The 14,433-nt window shown below is 51.1% G+C and carries 13 protein-coding genes; 8 read left to right on the top strand and 5 right to left on the bottom strand.

The genetic code is table 11. The features are described 5' to 3' along the window. Positions 1–94 precede the first annotated feature (94 nt). On the top strand, positions 95–1,909 hold the full coding sequence (gene typA / locus KJS94_RS12160) for a translational GTPase TypA (RefSeq protein WP_214448936.1): 1,815 nt from the start codon (positions 95–97) through the stop codon (positions 1,907–1,909). 196 nt (positions 1,910–2,105) lie between these two features. Here the strand turns inward: typA and KJS94_RS12155 are convergent, their stop codons facing one another. Next, the gene (locus KJS94_RS12155) at positions 2,106–2,927 is read right to left on the bottom strand and encodes a tetratricopeptide repeat protein (RefSeq protein ID WP_214448935.1); all 822 of its coding nucleotides are present in this window, start codon (positions 2,925–2,927) and stop codon (positions 2,106–2,108) included. A 188-nt stretch (positions 2,928–3,115) separates the two neighbouring features. Between KJS94_RS12155 and KJS94_RS12150 the strand changes: the two genes are divergently transcribed. Continuing rightward, the gene (locus KJS94_RS12150; protein ID WP_214448934.1) at positions 3,116–3,334 is read left to right on the top strand and encodes a hypothetical protein; all 219 of its coding nucleotides are present in this window, start codon (positions 3,116–3,118) and stop codon (positions 3,332–3,334) included. A gap of 353 nt (positions 3,335–3,687) precedes the next feature. Further along, complete coding sequence (locus tag KJS94_RS12145) at positions 3,688–6,096, top strand: zinc-dependent metalloprotease (protein WP_214448933.1); 2,409 nt, start codon at positions 3,688–3,690, stop codon at positions 6,094–6,096. Positions 6,097–6,117: 21 nt separating this feature from the next. Here KJS94_RS12145 and meaB read toward each other — a convergent pair whose 3' ends face one another. The 3 genes from meaB to KJS94_RS12130 are packed head-to-tail and all read right to left on the bottom strand — an operon-like array spanning position 6,118 to position 8,728. Then, complete coding sequence (gene meaB, locus KJS94_RS12140) at positions 6,118–7,017, bottom strand: methylmalonyl Co-A mutase-associated GTPase MeaB (protein ID WP_214448932.1); 900 nt, start codon at positions 7,015–7,017, stop codon at positions 6,118–6,120. Positions 7,018–7,054: 37 nt separating this feature from the next. Beyond that, positions 7,055–7,927, bottom strand: a complete 873-nt coding sequence (locus KJS94_RS12135; RefSeq protein ID WP_239804154.1) for a glycosyltransferase family protein — start codon at positions 7,925–7,927, stop codon at positions 7,055–7,057. A gap of 3 nt (positions 7,928–7,930) precedes the next feature. Then, positions 7,931–8,728 carry a glycosyltransferase family 2 protein gene (locus tag KJS94_RS12130; RefSeq protein WP_214448930.1) on the bottom strand — a complete coding sequence of 266 codons (798 nt, stop codon included), beginning with the start codon at positions 8,726–8,728 and terminating at the stop codon, positions 7,931–7,933. Between the two features lie 133 nt (positions 8,729–8,861). Between KJS94_RS12130 and KJS94_RS12125 the strand changes: the two genes are divergently transcribed. Genes KJS94_RS12125 through KJS94_RS12105 form a run of 5 tightly spaced genes read left to right on the top strand, consistent with a single transcriptional unit; the run spans position 8,862 to position 13,228 of the window. Next, a complete protein-coding gene (locus KJS94_RS12125) occupies positions 8,862–9,506 on the top strand; it encodes an LON peptidase substrate-binding domain-containing protein (RefSeq protein ID WP_214448929.1) in 645 nt (214 codons plus the stop codon). A 2-nt stretch (positions 9,507–9,508) separates the two neighbouring features. Continuing rightward, positions 9,509–10,234: a type III pantothenate kinase gene (locus tag KJS94_RS12120; RefSeq protein ID WP_214448928.1), complete on the top strand. Its 726-nt coding sequence runs from the start codon at positions 9,509–9,511 to the stop codon at positions 10,232–10,234. After that, positions 10,212–11,573 (top strand): BamG family beta-barrel-assembly machinery protein, encoded by a 1,362-nt coding sequence (gene bamG, locus KJS94_RS12115; RefSeq protein WP_214448927.1) that lies wholly within the window; start codon positions 10,212–10,214, stop codon positions 11,571–11,573. The genes KJS94_RS12120 and bamG overlap by 23 nt, the downstream gene beginning before the upstream one ends. Continuing rightward, positions 11,566–12,204, top strand: a complete 639-nt coding sequence (lptC, locus tag KJS94_RS12110) for an LPS export ABC transporter periplasmic protein LptC (RefSeq protein ID WP_214448926.1) — start codon at positions 11,566–11,568, stop codon at positions 12,202–12,204. Before bamG ends, lptC begins: the two co-directional genes overlap by 8 nt. Before the next feature lie 34 nt (positions 12,205–12,238). Further along, complete coding sequence (locus tag KJS94_RS12105) at positions 12,239–13,228, top strand: potassium channel beta subunit family protein (protein ID WP_214448925.1); 990 nt, start codon at positions 12,239–12,241, stop codon at positions 13,226–13,228. 51 nt (positions 13,229–13,279) lie between these two features. On the opposite strand, the gene KJS94_RS12100 is transcribed toward KJS94_RS12105, so the two are convergent. Next, positions 13,280–14,287 (bottom strand): hypothetical protein, encoded by a 1,008-nt coding sequence (locus KJS94_RS12100; protein WP_214448924.1) that lies wholly within the window; start codon positions 14,285–14,287, stop codon positions 13,280–13,282. Between the last annotated feature and the right edge of the window lie 146 nt (positions 14,288–14,433).

Raw genomic sequence — 14,433 nt, 5'->3', positions numbered from 1 at the left:
CGTACCTTTGCGCCCCGAATGGGAGTCTTATGCCCTGTAGTGAAGGATGGACCGGATCCGCAGGATTTTAAGTAACCATTTAATAATCAAGCAAATGGATATCAGAAACATAGCAATTATTGCACACGTTGACCATGGTAAGACTACACTGGTTGACAGGATCCTGCACACTACCAAGGTGTTCAGGGAAAACCAGGAAACAGGTGAGTTGATCATGGACAACAACGACCTGGAAAGGGAGAGGGGTATCACCATCTTCAGTAAGAACGCTGCGGTTACCTATAACGGAGTGAAGATCAATGTGATCGATACTCCGGGCCACGCCGATTTCGGTGGTGAGGTAGAACGCGTATTGAAAATGGCAGACGGGGTGATCCTGCTGGTGGATGCCTTTGAAGGACCCATGCCCCAGACCCGTTTCGTATTGCAGAAAGCCCTGCAACTGAACCTCAAGCCCATCGTAGTGATCAACAAGGTGGACAAGCCTAACTGTCGCCCTGATGAAGTACATGATGCGGTATTCGAACTTTTCTTCAACCTCGATGCCACTGAAGAGCAGCTGGACTTCCCCACTTTCTATGGAAGTGGTAAGAATGGCTGGTTCAACGATAGCCTGACCCCAAGTGAAGACATCACCCCGCTGATGGATGGTATCATTAAATATGTTCCCCTTCCCAAAGTAGAAGAAGGTCCGCTGCAAATGCAGATCACTTCACTGGATTACTCTTCTTTCCTTGGCCGTATCGCCATTGGTAAGGTAACCCGCGGAAGCATCAAGGAGAACCAGCCGATCGCATTGATGCAGGCTGACGGCACCATCAAGAAGCAGCGCGTAAAGGAATTGTACGTGTTTGAAGGAATGGGCAAGCGTAAGGTAACGGAAGTATTGGCCGGTGACCTTTGTGCAGTGGTTGGCCTGGAAGATTTCAATATCGGTGATACCATTGCCGACCAGGATAACCCTGAAGCACTGCCGGTGATCAGCGTTGACGAGCCGACCATGAACATGCTGTTCAGCATCAACAACTCTCCTTTCTTCGGCCGCGATGGTAAGTTCGTGACCTCACGCCACCTGCGCGACCGCCTGATGAAAGAAACAGAAAAGAACCTTGCACTTCGTGTGTTCGATACCGATAGTGGGGACAGCTTCCAGGTATATGGAAGGGGTATCCTCCACCTGGGTGTATTGATCGAGACCATGCGTCGCGAAGGCTATGAACTGACCGTAGGCCAGCCACAGGTAATTGTGAAGACCATTGACGGGAAGAAATGTGAGCCTTATGAGATCCTGGTAGTGGATGTGCCGCAGGAGTTCGCTTCTAAAGTTATTGACCTTTGTACCCGTCGTAAGGGCGAAATGCTCGTGATGGAAACCAAGGGTGAAATGCAACACCTGGAATTTGAGATCCCTTCACGTGGCCTGATCGGTCTGCGTACCCAGATGCTGACCGCTACTACGGGTGAAGCCGTTATGGCCCACCGTTTCAGCGAGTACAAGCCCTGGAAAGGACCCATCCCCGGTCGTAACAACGGTGTATTGATCTCCAAGAATACGGAAAAGACAACAGGTTATTCCATCGATAAGCTGCAGGACAGGGGAACCTTCTTTGTAGATCCGGGAGAAGATGTGTATGCCGGCCAGATCGTGGCGGAGAACATCAAACCGGGTGACCTGGTGGTGAACGTAACCGAAGGTAAGAAGCTCACCAACCACCGTGCAAGCGGTAGTGATGATGCTACCCGTATAGCTCCCAAGACCCTGATGACTCTGGAAGAGTGCATGGAGTATATCCAGCATGATGAGTGTATCGAGGTTACGCCGAACTTCATCCGCATGCGTAAGATCTATCTCGATGAGAACGATCGTAACCGTTTTGCGAAGATGATGAAGGCGGAGGAAGTAGGATAATTGATCATTAGTCTGTAGTCTATAGTCGAATCAGGGTCGGGTTACCGGCCCTGATTTTTTTTCCATGTTGAGGCCACCAGGCCACCAGGCCACTAGGCCACTAAGACACGAAGACTCGAAGGAGCACTAAGACGCCTTAGTGAAACTTTGAGTCTTTGTGCCTTCGTGGCCCTTCACTCATCGCGGAATAAAAATTTTACTGACAGATCATCGTGTAATAGAGGTCCTGCTTCATGTTCTTATAGCCGCTGTCGAAGAGGCGTTTCCATTCCCCGCAGAAACGGGATAATTCATCCTTACTCATGCGGCTCTTCAGTTCCTTTTCTTCTTTGGTGCCGTGCTTTTCCTGCATGGCGCGGGTAAAGGCCAGTGCCCTCAGTTTGTATACTTCGTTCTTATCCGCAGTGGTCTCCAGTGCCTTGTCGTAGTAGGTAAAGGCACCGTTAAGGTCACCCTGCTTGGCTTTCAGGTCGCCGCGGAGGATATAGAACTCGGGGTTCTGCGGGTCTGTTTCGCTGGCCTTGACCAGGTAATAGTCGGCGCTATCCTTATTGCCCATGCGGTAGGAGAGTTCCCCCAGTTTGGCATAGATGCTGGCCCGCTCGGAGATATTCTTGTTCTTTTCGGAGAGGCTGATGATCTTTTCAAAATCCGCCTTGGCGGCATCGCCGTTGCGGAGGGAGTAATTGGCATCGGCCCTTTCGAAGAAACCGGCAATATTGGTTTGCTTGGAAGCCTTGATCGCGGCATTGGCGGCAACGATCGCATCTTCATGCCTGCCCAGTCCATTCAGGGCATGGGCCATACCCACATTCCCCCTTTCCTTGGCATCGCGGGCGGTGCATTTCTTGAGGGCATCTTCAAAGGTCTTGACGGCATCCTCATACCTTCCTTCGGTATTGGCCAGGTCACCGGCTTTCATCATGTCCATGCATTTGTTCGACATGGTGATGAGGGACTGGGCCTTGGAGAGATAGGCGATGGTTACGCAGAGTAGTAGTAGGGAGATCTTTTTCATAACACTAATTGAATTCGGATAAAGCTCAGAAAGGATTCAGGAGGTGAAGTTAAAACATTTGGCAAATTGGTAATATGAAATTGTTGGCGGGACCTTTTGTTAAGGATTTCCAGATTTTGGGGGAATATTCGGGAACAGCGGGCAAAGGTTTTGGGGGATGCCCTAATTTTGTGGAAAATTCCCCCGATATGAAGCGCTGGATCTCCCTGAGCCTTTTGGTGTTTGCAATGGTTGGTGCTGTTGAGTCGCAGGCCCAGTGTTCCATTTGTACCAAGACCGCCCAGCAACTGGGAGAGAAGCCTGCCAAGGCACTTAATACGGGTATTGTTTACCTGGCAGCGGCTCCGTTGGCCATCTTCACTTTCATTGGTATCCGCTGGTACAAGGCGAATAAGGATAGCTTGTAGTTTTCAGGAAGAAGTAACGCAAAGAGCGCAGAGAATCGCGCAAAGACCGCAAAGCATTGGCTACGCCAATGTACTATCATCCTTTGCGTTCTTCGCGCTTCCTTCGCGCCCTTTGCGTTATTGTTGTTTTTCCACCCTGTTAATATTGTTTCCAATAGCACCCCTCGCTTCCAACTACCTGTTGGTCATAAGACACAACAGGGGCGACGGGAAAATGTTTGCGCCACTATAGTCTCATCTCCACACCTCGTCCGCCGAAGCTTCAGCGCAGGTGGATCACATTTCCACACCTCCACATTTTCACATCTCCACATCCTCCCCTCTTTCCTATCTTTCCAAATAAATACCAAAACATGCTGCGCTATTTATTGCTATTCATCTGTATGCCGGCCATGCTGCATGCCCAGGCTCCGGTGTCCATAGAAGAAAAGACCAAGGGTCTGGCCCGTACCGATGGATTTATCCCCTTCTACAAAGACGAAATCAACGGTAAGCTATACCTGCAGATCGAAAGGCTGAATGAAGAGATCCTCTATGTTCCCTCTTTGCCTGCAGGACTAGGCTCCAATGATATTGGCCTGGACCGTGGACTACTGGGCCAGGAAGCCGTAGTAAAATTCATCCGTTCCGGGAAGAAATTAATGATGGTCCAGCCCAACTATGGCTACCGTGCCCTCAGCAAGGACCCGGCAGAGCGCAGGGCAGTGGAGCAATCCTTTGCCCAGAGCACCCTGTGGGCCTTCACCATTGAAGCCGAAACAGCCGGCAAGGTGCTGGTGGATGCCACCGACTTTCTGCTGCGCGATGCCATGAAAGCTGCACTGCGCATCAAAGGCACCAAACAGGGAAACTTTAGCCTTGACAAGAACAGGTCCTGGATCTATTTCCAGGCATCAAAGAACTTCCCCCTGAACACAGAACTGGAAGCAACCATCACGCTCGTGAACGCTGATGGGGAAGTGGGTAATTATGTACAGGAAGTAGCACCCAGTCCTGACGCCATCAGCCTGCGGATGCACCATTCCTTTGTGCAGCTGCCCGATAACAACTACCAGCCAAGGATATTCGATCCGCGCTCCAGCTTTATCCCGGTTTCCTATTTTGATTACAGCACACCGGTATCGGAGCTGATCGTCAAGTATCTGGTCACCCGCCACCGCCTTGAGAAAAAGGATCCCAAGGCCGCGGTGAGTGAACCGGTAAAGCCGATCGTCTACTACCTCGATAATGGTACCCCCGAGCCCATCCGCAGCGCTTTGCTGGAAGGGGCATCCTGGTGGAACCAGGCCTTTGAAGCGGCCGGTTACCGGAATGCTTTCCAGGTAAGGATCCTTCCCGATAGTGCAGACCCTATGGATATCCGTTATAACATGATCAACTGGGTACACCGCAGCACCAGGGGATGGAGCTATGGCTATTCCGTGGTGGATCCCCGCACCGGTGAGATCATCAAGGGCAATGTAACGCTGGGATCCTTAAGGGTACGGCAGGATTACCTGATCGCACAGGGATTGCTGGCGCCTTTCGAGAAAGGCGTGCCGGCCGATGACAAGATGATGAAAATGGCCCTGGCCAGGTTAAGGCAGCTGTCGGCCCATGAAGTAGGCCATACACTGGGCATGATGCACAACTATGCTTCCAGCGTGAACGACCTGGCGAGCGTGATGGATTATCCCCATCCTGCCGTATCACTCGATGCCAATGGTAATATCAGCATGGAGAATGCCTATGATAATAAGATCGGCGAATGGGATAAGGTGGCGATCACCTGGGGCTACCAGGATTTCCCTGAAGGCACCAATGAACCCGAAGCCCTGAAAGGCATATTGGATGCTGCTTCCCGGAAAGGCTTACAATTCATCAGCGACCGCGATGCCCGTGCGCCAGGTGGCCTGCATCCGCAAGCGCATCTTTGGGATAATGGGGCAGATGCGGTGAAGGAATTGGAGCATGTGATGAAGGTGAGGACAAAGGCATTGCAGCAGTTCGGTGAAAAGAATATCCGGGAGGGCATGCCCATGGCCATGCTGGAAGATGTATTGGTTCCCGTTTACCTCTACCATCGCTACCAACTGGAAGCCGCAACCAAACTGGTGGGTGGTATGTATTATACCTATGCTACTCGCGGTGATGGACAACCGATAACGCGTTTCCTTCCCAAGGCGAAGCAATTGGAAGCCCTGGATGCAGTGATCAAATGCCTCCAGCCTTCTTTCCTCGTCTTGCCAGATGCCATTGTTGATATGATCCCTCCCCGTCCTGCAGGGTATGAATTCACAAGGGAGTTGTTCCGCAAGCGCACCGGGTTAGCATTTGATGCGCTGTCTCCTGCGGAGACGGCTGCTGACCTGCCATTGTCATTCCTTTTCCATCCTGAGCGCGTTAGCCGGATGGAGGAATATGCCCTCAAAGGCGGACTGGGTGCCGCTGAGATGATGGACCGCCTGGTGAAGGCCACCTTCATGGCCCCAAGGGCAAAGGGAATGGAATTGCTCGTGCAATTGCAGAATGAACAGCTCCTGCTTACTTATATACTGGCATTATCGGTGAATGAGCAGGCGAATTTCGCTGCCAGGGGTGTGGCGGTAAAGGTGCTGAACGATCTGAAAACCTATATCACCCAGCAGGATAAATTAGCTACAGACCCGACCATCAAAGCGCATTATGCATTGGCCCTGGAGCGCATGAAAGCTCCCGATAAGGCCAAGCCTTCGCAACATGCGGTCATTCCGCCGGGTGCGCCGATCGGTTGTGAGGAGTAGTGGATGACAGGGCGAAGGTTGTTACTGGAACTGCTGTACAAAACGATAAAGATTGAAAGCATGCTGTTGCTGCAAATGCTCAATGGCTTCTTTCAATCTTTTTTTATTGATATCCTTCATGCGGTTGCGCTCAATCAGGTGGTAAGCGCGTTCCGCCAATAACCAGGCTTTCTTGTCGCTGGTATGGTGAAGGGTGAGGGCCTCGTCGAGTGCCTGCCTGAGAGCATCCACACCCGTTCCATTGGCAGCAATGGTCTTGAGTATGGCCACTTCTTCCTTATGCCTGCTGAAGGTTGGGGCCAGCATGGACCGCAGGTTCCTGACAAATATATCGGCATCGGGTCGGTCGCATTTGTTCACCACAAAGAGGTCGGCGATCTCCATCAGTCCGGCCTTCATGGTCTGCACCTCATCACCCGCCTCGGGCACCAGTACCACTGCTGTTATGTCTGCCAGTCCAATGATCTCTACTTCGCTTTGGCCAACACCCACCGTTTCCACGATGATGACATCAAAAGGTGCAGCCTTGAGCAATTCGGTGATCTCAATGATATGGGGATGCAGTCCTCCCAATGATCCCCTTGTGGCGAGGGACCTGATGAATACATCGGGATGGGTGTACCATTCATTCATCCGGATGCGATCACCCAACACTGCCCCAAGGTTGAAGGGGGAGGAGGGATCCACGCAAAGCACCGCCACCCTTTTACCGGTCCTGATATAGGATCCTATGAGCGCATCTACCAGGGTGCTTTTGCCCGCACCGGGAGGACCGGTGATCCCGATCACCGGCGTATGGGTATGGGGAAGGGCAAGCATCAGCGTTTCATAGCCTGGCGCTTCATTCTCTACCAGGGAAATGGCGCGGGCTATTATCCTTGTATCTCCCTCCTGGATGCCTTTGAGTGATGCTTCCCACATAGTTGGTATCGTGTATCAGATGGTGGTTAATGAAAGGTCAGATCACCTTATAGTTCTTGAAATCGAATGGCCGGATGCCGGTGGTCTTTTCAAACCAGTACAGGATGCGGTCCTTCAGGGAAAATTTCTTCCTGGTGGTGTCCAGTTCAATAGTCCAGCTCTTGTGTTCTAGTCTCTCCTTCATCACGGACGGATGGGTGCCGGTGAACTTCACCAATGAATCGTAATCGTTCACATCAAAAAGATCGACCGGGGAAACGGGCTTGTCCTGGTATTCGGTCCAATAATTGGAAGTGGCATTGCGGATCTTCTCCTTCATCTGCTCGGGGCTTTTCACCCAACCGTAATGATAGATATAGGCATCGATCTGTTTCACCTGTACCTTATTGCCGTTCTTGCGGAAGCCCTGTGCATCGCGGTAGGAGCGGATCGACTTGTCATTACGGATGATCCTTACTTCCTTGTGGTACCATTTACGGCTGTCGCCCACATAGTCGAAAGTGCCATAGAAGTGGAGGTAGTTGAAGAGCAGCCCTTCCACCCTTTTATCATCCTTGTATTTTTTACAGGCTTCGATGATATTGGCATGGTATTGTTCGTGCACACATTCATCGGCCTGGATATAGAAGGCCCAGTCATATTCCGGCCCGACCAGGTCGAAGGCCTTGTCGGTTTCGGCAGCCAGCACCACACCGCCCTTGGAAAGGCCGGGGTCCCAGATGGAATGGTGGATCCGGATCTTGTCGGACCCGATGGACCTGACCAGTTCCTCGGTACCATCATTGCAATCGCCCACCAGCACGATCATGGTGTCCACTACGGGCAGGATGGAGCGAATGGCTTCCACGATCGGGTAGTCATTCTTAACAGCGTTCTTGATAATGGTAAATCCGGCTATCTTCATGTTCATTCGTTAAAGGTATTGCGCCACCCCCAGTGCACAACTGGTTTTCTTTTCCCGGATGGTGGCTTCCAGGATGCTGTCATTCTTGAGCAGGCTGTCGCGGTCGGCCTCTTTATGCCAGATATGGTAAACCACCCCGCGCAACTTGAAATAGGTCCGCCTGAACCCGGCATGGTAGAAGCGGAACACGAGGTCGGTATCTTCCCTTCCCCATCCCCTATAATGTTCATCATAACCATTGACGGCGATGAAATCCTTCTTCCAGTAGCTCATGTTACAGCCACGGATATTGTAGGCATTAGCTGTCCTGATAAGGGTCCCCAGGAGTTTGCCGATCACCCCCGAATGCATCCCGTTCAGTTTATTGCTGACGCCAGTGGTGAAGGGGTTCAGGCTGGTTTGTTTGGTTCGCAGCAGCTCAGCCGATAATTCCGGACTCATGAGGGTCCTGCTGCCACCAATAAAATATCCCGGTCTTGCGGCTTCCACATGGTCTTTCACGAAATCGGGATGAAGGACCAGGTCGCCATCGATCTGGATGATGTACTCAAAAGCAGCAGCGGCATTGGCCTTGTTGCGGATGGCCGCCAGGCGGAAGCCGGTATCTTCATGCCATACATGCCTGATGGGAATGGTGGTGCGGCTTTTGAAAAGTTCTACCAGGTCTTTGGTAGCGTCGGCAGAGCCATCGTCGGCAATGACAATTTCATCCGGTTGCCGCGATTGCTGCAAAACACTGAGCAGGCAGAGCTCAAGGGCTTCGGGCCAGTTATAGGTTGATATGACTAAACTGCATTTGGGTAACATGCCTGCCTGGGTTAGTGATCCGGTAAATTGAACCGATGGAACCATTCCCCCGCGGTTTCCTTAATTTTATCCGGTGGGAATGCTTTCCTTTCGGGAAGCTACAAAACTAGTGTTTTAGCGATATTGAAAGCCAATGACAAATTTCATCCCCATATTTCCTTTGGGCGTAGTAATATACCCCGGTGAGCAGCTTAACCTGCACATTTTTGAGCCCCGGTACAAGCAGATGATTACGGACTGCCATGCACAGCAAAAGCTCTTCGGGATCCCTACTGTCATGGAGAAGAAAGTGAACGAACTGGGCACCCTGATGCGGATCACGGAGATCAGCAAAGTGTACGAGAACGGAGAGATGGATATCAAGACAGAAGGGGTGAAGGTTTTTCGCATACTGGAGGTCGTGAAGTCCATCCCGGATAAATTGTACAGCGGGGCCATTGTCACCTATCCGGATAATGAGGAGGGCCGCGGCCGGCCAGACCTGATGCGGATGGTGATCACGGGGATCAGGGAATTGCACCGCCTGCTGAAACTTTCCAAGGAGTTCAAGAAGCCGGATGAACTGCTCAATGTTTATGATGTGGCCCACCATGCCGGTCTCTCGCTGGAAGAAGAGTATGAATTATTGGGCCTGATGACCGAAATGCAGCGGCAGGAATACCTGAAACGCCATCTCCAGAAGGTGATCCCGGTGATCACGGAAATGGAACAGCTGAAGGACAGGGTCAAACTCAATGGCCATTTTAAAAACCTATCTTCGCTCGACTTAGAACTTTAGGAATGGCCGTTACAACGCTTTGTTTCGACTTTGGCAATACCCGCCAGAAATATGCCCTTTTCAAGGATGATGCTTTACAGGAGGTGATCCTGCTGGAAGATACCGGTGTGGAAGCGATCGATAAAGTGATGGAGCTGCACCGTCCGGACAAGACCATTCTTTCTTCGGTGATCAACCATGACCCGGCCGTAGAAGAGCGGATGTCGGTAGGTAGCCATTTCCACAAGCTTTCGCACCTTACCCGACTGCCCTTTACCACCCCGGTAGGTAAACCCGAGACCATCGGGGCGGACCGGCTGGCACTGATAGCGGCTTCCGTATTGCTTTTCCCGAAAAAGAACAACCTGGCCATTGCCCTGGGGACCTGCATCACCTACAATTTTGTGAACAGCCAGCACGAGTTCCTGGGTGGGGGCATTTCGCCGGGAATGGACATGAGGTTCAGGAGTTTGAAGGATTATACGGCCAAACTGCCCCTGGTAAAGGAGGACTGGAATTTCCCCTTGGTAGGCTATGATACGGTCACCAATATCACCAGTGGGGTCATTTTGGGCATGGCCAAGGAGATAGATGGCTTCATTGATGCCTATAAATCAAGGTATGGGAACTTTAACGTGCTCTTAACCGGGGGTAATTCAGGCTATTTTGTGCCGCACCTAAAAAACAAGATATTTGCGGACCCTAATTTAATTTTTAAAGGACTGTATGCGATCAGTGAGTGCAATTAAACAACCCATCACCCAACTGCTGGTAACGGCATTTTTACTTTCAGGACTGGCTTCCGTTGCCCAGGAAAACTCCCCATATTCCAGGTATGGATGGGGTAACGAGGTGAACAGTACTCCGATTGCGACAAGGGGAATGGGGGGGATTTCTACCGGTTATGTAGACTATGATAAACGATACGACTTCAAGCAGGTCTATCCCCGTTCCCAGACCATCAACTTCCTGAACCCGGCCAGCTATGCCAAAATGCGCATCACTTCCTTTGATGTGGGCATCCAGGTGGCGAACCAGACCCTCAGGTCACAGACTTCTACCGATAAATACAAGGCGTCCTACGCCAATATCTCTTACGTGCAGTTGGGTATCCCTGTCAGCCGTAAGCATAATTTCGGGATGGTGTTGGGCTTGAGGCCAATGAGCCGGATCAATTACAAGGTCCTGGAGTTCGGCCGTGCGCTGAATCCCATTACCGGGGAGAATATTGATTCAACCATCACCACTTACGAAGGAAATGGCGGCTCCTACCAGGCCTATACCGGCTTTGGCAAGGCATTTGGCAACCTGAGCATCGGGGCCAATGTGGGCTATTTCTGGGGTACCAAGGATTTCGGTACCAGGAAGGACTTCATCAATGACTCCGTCCTCTACTATACCGGTAATTTCCAGAACCGCGTGAACTTTGGCGGCCTTTACCTGCAGGGAGGTATCCAGTATACCGCAAAGTTGACCAAGGACGTGTCGCTGGTATTGGGTGCTTCAGCTTCGCTCAAGCAGTCCTACAATGCCAAGGCCGATGTGATCCGCAGGACCATTGCGGATGATGGTAATGGTGGCTTCAACCCCATTGACAGTGTTTATGTAGAAGATGATATCAAGGGGAAGATCGATTACCCGGGATCCTACTCCGTTGGCTTCACCCTCCAGAAGAACGATAAATGGCTTTTCGGTGCCGATTATACCGCTACCAGTTGGGATGATTACCGTTTCTATGGTTCAAAGGATTCCGTTGCCAGTACCTGGCGCCTCAGGGCAGGAGGACAATTCGTGCCCAATGCGTTTGGTACCAATTACTGGGGAAGGATCACCTACCGCCTGGGTTTCAACTACGGAAAAGACAATATCAAGTATGATGGTACGCAGTTAGACCTTTATGGCCTTTCTGCTGGTTTTGCCTTCCCGGTGAGACCCAACAGGTTCAGTAACCAGTACACCAATATCAACCTTGCCTTTGAGTATATGAAACGCGGTAATAGTAGTACCCTGCTGAGGGAGAACTTCTTCGTGGTTTCAGTGGGCTTCACCCTGAGCGACCTTTGGTTCATCAAGCGGAAGTATGATTAAGGAATTGAACAAGTATATTCGATCCATAAAAGTGGCAGCTACCGGAATGGTATGCTGCCTTTTTTTCCTTGCTTGCGAGAATACCGAGGAGGAGATCAAGGAACTATCGAAGAACAGGGTTGCAGTGGAAGAAGGAAAGATGATCGAAAGCTACCTGAGCCAGGGCGGAAAGATGCGTGCCAGGCTGACCGCACCCGTGATGAATCGTTACCAGACCGATTCGCCTTATGTAGAATTTCCCAGGAACCTGCATGTTGATTTCTTCAATGACTCCCTGAAAGTGGAGAGCCAGCTCAATGCCAAATATGGCCGCTACAGGGAGACCGAGAACAAGGTTTACCTCCGTGACAGTGTGGTGGTCTTCAATATCAAGAAGGATACCCTGAAGTGCAAGGAGCTTTGGTGGGACCAGGCAACAGCGAAATTTTACACCGATAAACCGGTGGAGATCCACCAACCCGATAAGATCATTTTTGGCAATGGACTTGAAGCCGGCCAGGATTTCAGCTGGTGGGTCATCAAGAGTGTAACGGGGGAAGTGCTGGTGCCCAGGAATGGAATGGACAGCGGACCGGTGATCGATTCCACCAGGCCGGCACCGCCTGCAGGGGATACTAGCATTAAGCGATAAGGCAGCATATTCTTCATACCTAAATAGCAGCAAGATGGAATACCGTCGTATGGGCCGCTCAGGCCTCCAGTTAAGCGTATTGAGCTTTGGCAGCTGGGTAAGTTTCCACAAGCAGATCGATGATAGCATTGCCGATGAACTGATGGGCATTGCCTATGACAATGGGATCAATTTCTTTGATAACGCGGAAGGCTATGCGCTGGGGGAAAGCGAGAAGATGATGGGCCGTGTATTGAAGGCAAAGCATTGGGACCGGACTTCCTACACCGTTTCTTCCAAGGTTTTCTTTGGCTGGAGGGGCAAGGACAATAAGCCCAACCAGACGGGACTTAGCCGCAAGCATATTTTCGAGGCCTGCCATGAGGCTTTGGGCCGTTTGCAACTGGATTACCTCGATATCTTTTTCTGTCATCGCCCCGACCCCAATGTTCCCATTGAGGAAGTGGTATGGACCATGCATAACCTGATCCAGCAGGGCAAGGTGCTGTACTGGGGTACCAGCATGTGGAGCGGTGCGGAGATCATGGAAGCCCATCGTGTGGCCCAGCAGTATAACCTGATCGGGCCCGTGGTGGAGCAGCCGCAATACAATATGTTCGAAAGGTATAAGATGGAGATGGATTATGTGCCGGTCTACCAGAATGTAGGACTGGGTACCACCATCTGGAGCCCATTGGCAGCGGGCTTCCTGACCGGCAAATACCTGGATGGTTTCCCTGAAGGATCAAGGTTGGGATTGGAGGGTTTCGAATGGTTGAAGGAGCGCTGGATGCAGGAGGAGAAGATCGCGAAACTGAAGCAGATCGACCAGGTAGCCAAGGACCTTGGTGTGAGCCTGGCCGCACTGGCCATCGCCTGGTGCATCAGGAATCCCAATGTGACCACTGCTATCCTGGGCGCGACCCGCAGGGAACAATTGCTGGAGAACTTCAAGGCATTGGAAGTCCTGCCCTTGTTGACGGATGAAGTGATGAACAGGATCGATGGGATCCTGGGTAATAAGCCGGTCCTGAACCTGGCATAAGAACTTAATAAACCGGGTGTCCGGCAGCCTAACGGTGCCGGACACTTGCTTTTAGAGCAGGTCCTCCAGGTTGCAGCAGCTAGGGGCCGTCAGGATATTTGCTTCCGATTGCTTGAGGTAGTTCACAATAATGGCTTCCTCGGTATCGGAATTGTATTTTTTGGAGAAGGGGATCTCCGTTTCCTGGATATTATCGAAAGCCGGGTCGAGTGTCTTCTGCTTGACCAATATATTCTTCAGTGCAACCGCCTGCCTGGTCTTAACACTAACGGTGGTGGATACCCCAAAAAGCACCTGGGGTTTGGTCTCCAGCCCGATATTGAAAACATATTGCTCCATCTCCTCAAAATCGAGGTTCTGGCAATTGATATAGAGGCAGCCATCGCGGATGCCGATCACTTTCCCGCTATAGCGATGCCCTTCGGAAACCGATTTCACGATCACTTGTCCGCTCTCGTGTTCTTTCAGGATGAAAGGGGTCTTGATGATGTTCTTGCTGCCGTCCGTTTTTTGGTAATAAAGAAAATAATTGCCGAGGTAATAGCTCTTCACGATCTGGAGGGAGGACTTGCTGAAGCCCGTGCCGGTGGAGGGCAGTTTCTCCATGGCAGAGGTATAGCGGTCGCTCGTTCGCCCCGTATCCTTCAACCATAAATCCCAATCCTTGAAAGGGACCTTCAGGAAGACCAGCAAGGCGTTCACTTTAATATCCTTGGCCTCGCCTGCATTCCAATAGCTTTGAAGCGTCTTACCGCTTACCCAGCTGAAACCCCTGAATTCACTGACGTTGGCCAGCCATTTCAGGAAGTCGAAGATACTATGGCACCTCAGCCGGTACATTTCCTTCTCCAGCTTTTGTTTACCGATCAGCAGGTTCATTTCCACCAGGTCGGGATTGGCCAGTACCTCACGGGAGATCTCGCGGTTGATCACCCTGGCCACCAGGTTGAATTGCGTGCGGGTAAAGACCTTCCAGTTGTCGCGACCCTTGGTCTTAAGGGCTGCGATCACCATGGGGTGTTGCTCTACCGCCTTCTTTATTTTCTCAGAAAGATGCATGGTTATACAAAAGGGATGTTGGTTTCCCCTTCAGCGTTTTGGTTTGGGTCAAATTAGGAAAAGCTGGTCAAATTATTTGACCAAATGTTCCCCCAATATTTTACCAATCTCAAATCATTGATAATTAACGTTTTAATATTTTTTCA

Origin of the sequence: Flavihumibacter rivuli (genome assembly GCF_018595685.2) — a bacterium.
In the GTDB taxonomy this organism is placed as follows: Bacteria; Bacteroidota; Bacteroidia; order Chitinophagales; family Chitinophagaceae; genus Flavihumibacter; species Flavihumibacter rivuli.
This window is presented reverse-complemented; position numbering and strand designations above follow the sequence as displayed.

Excerpts from the sequence above, each read along its gene's own strand:
- typA (WP_214448936.1), top strand. The coding sequence starts at position 95 with ATGGATATCAGAAACATAGCAATTATTGCACACGTTGACCATGGTAAG.
- KJS94_RS12105 (WP_214448925.1), top strand. The coding sequence starts at position 12,239 with ATGGAATACCGTCGTATGGGCCGCTCAGGCCTCCAGTTAAGCGTATTG.
- KJS94_RS12100 (WP_214448924.1), bottom strand. The coding sequence starts at position 14,287 with ATGCATCTTTCTGAGAAAATAAAGAAGGCGGTAGAGCAACACCCCATG.
- KJS94_RS12155 (WP_214448935.1), bottom strand. The coding sequence starts at position 2,927 with ATGAAAAAGATCTCCCTACTACTACTCTGCGTAACCATCGCCTATCTC.
- KJS94_RS12135 (WP_239804154.1), bottom strand. The coding sequence starts at position 7,927 with ATGAACATGAAGATAGCCGGATTTACCATTATCAAGAACGCTGTTAAG.
- KJS94_RS12130 (WP_214448930.1), bottom strand. The coding sequence starts at position 8,728 with ATGTTACCCAAATGCAGTTTAGTCATATCAACCTATAACTGGCCCGAA.
- lptC (WP_214448926.1), top strand. The coding sequence starts at position 11,566 with ATGATTAAGGAATTGAACAAGTATATTCGATCCATAAAAGTGGCAGCT.
- KJS94_RS12150 (WP_214448934.1), top strand. The coding sequence starts at position 3,116 with ATGAAGCGCTGGATCTCCCTGAGCCTTTTGGTGTTTGCAATGGTTGGT.
- KJS94_RS12145 (WP_214448933.1), top strand. The coding sequence starts at position 3,688 with ATGCTGCGCTATTTATTGCTATTCATCTGTATGCCGGCCATGCTGCAT.
- meaB (WP_214448932.1), bottom strand. The coding sequence starts at position 7,017 with ATGTGGGAAGCATCACTCAAAGGCATCCAGGAGGGAGATACAAGGATA.
- KJS94_RS12125 (WP_214448929.1), top strand. The coding sequence starts at position 8,862 with ATGACAAATTTCATCCCCATATTTCCTTTGGGCGTAGTAATATACCCC.
- bamG (WP_214448927.1), top strand. The coding sequence starts at position 10,212 with ATGCGATCAGTGAGTGCAATTAAACAACCCATCACCCAACTGCTGGTA.
- KJS94_RS12120 (WP_214448928.1), top strand. The coding sequence starts at position 9,509 with ATGGCCGTTACAACGCTTTGTTTCGACTTTGGCAATACCCGCCAGAAA.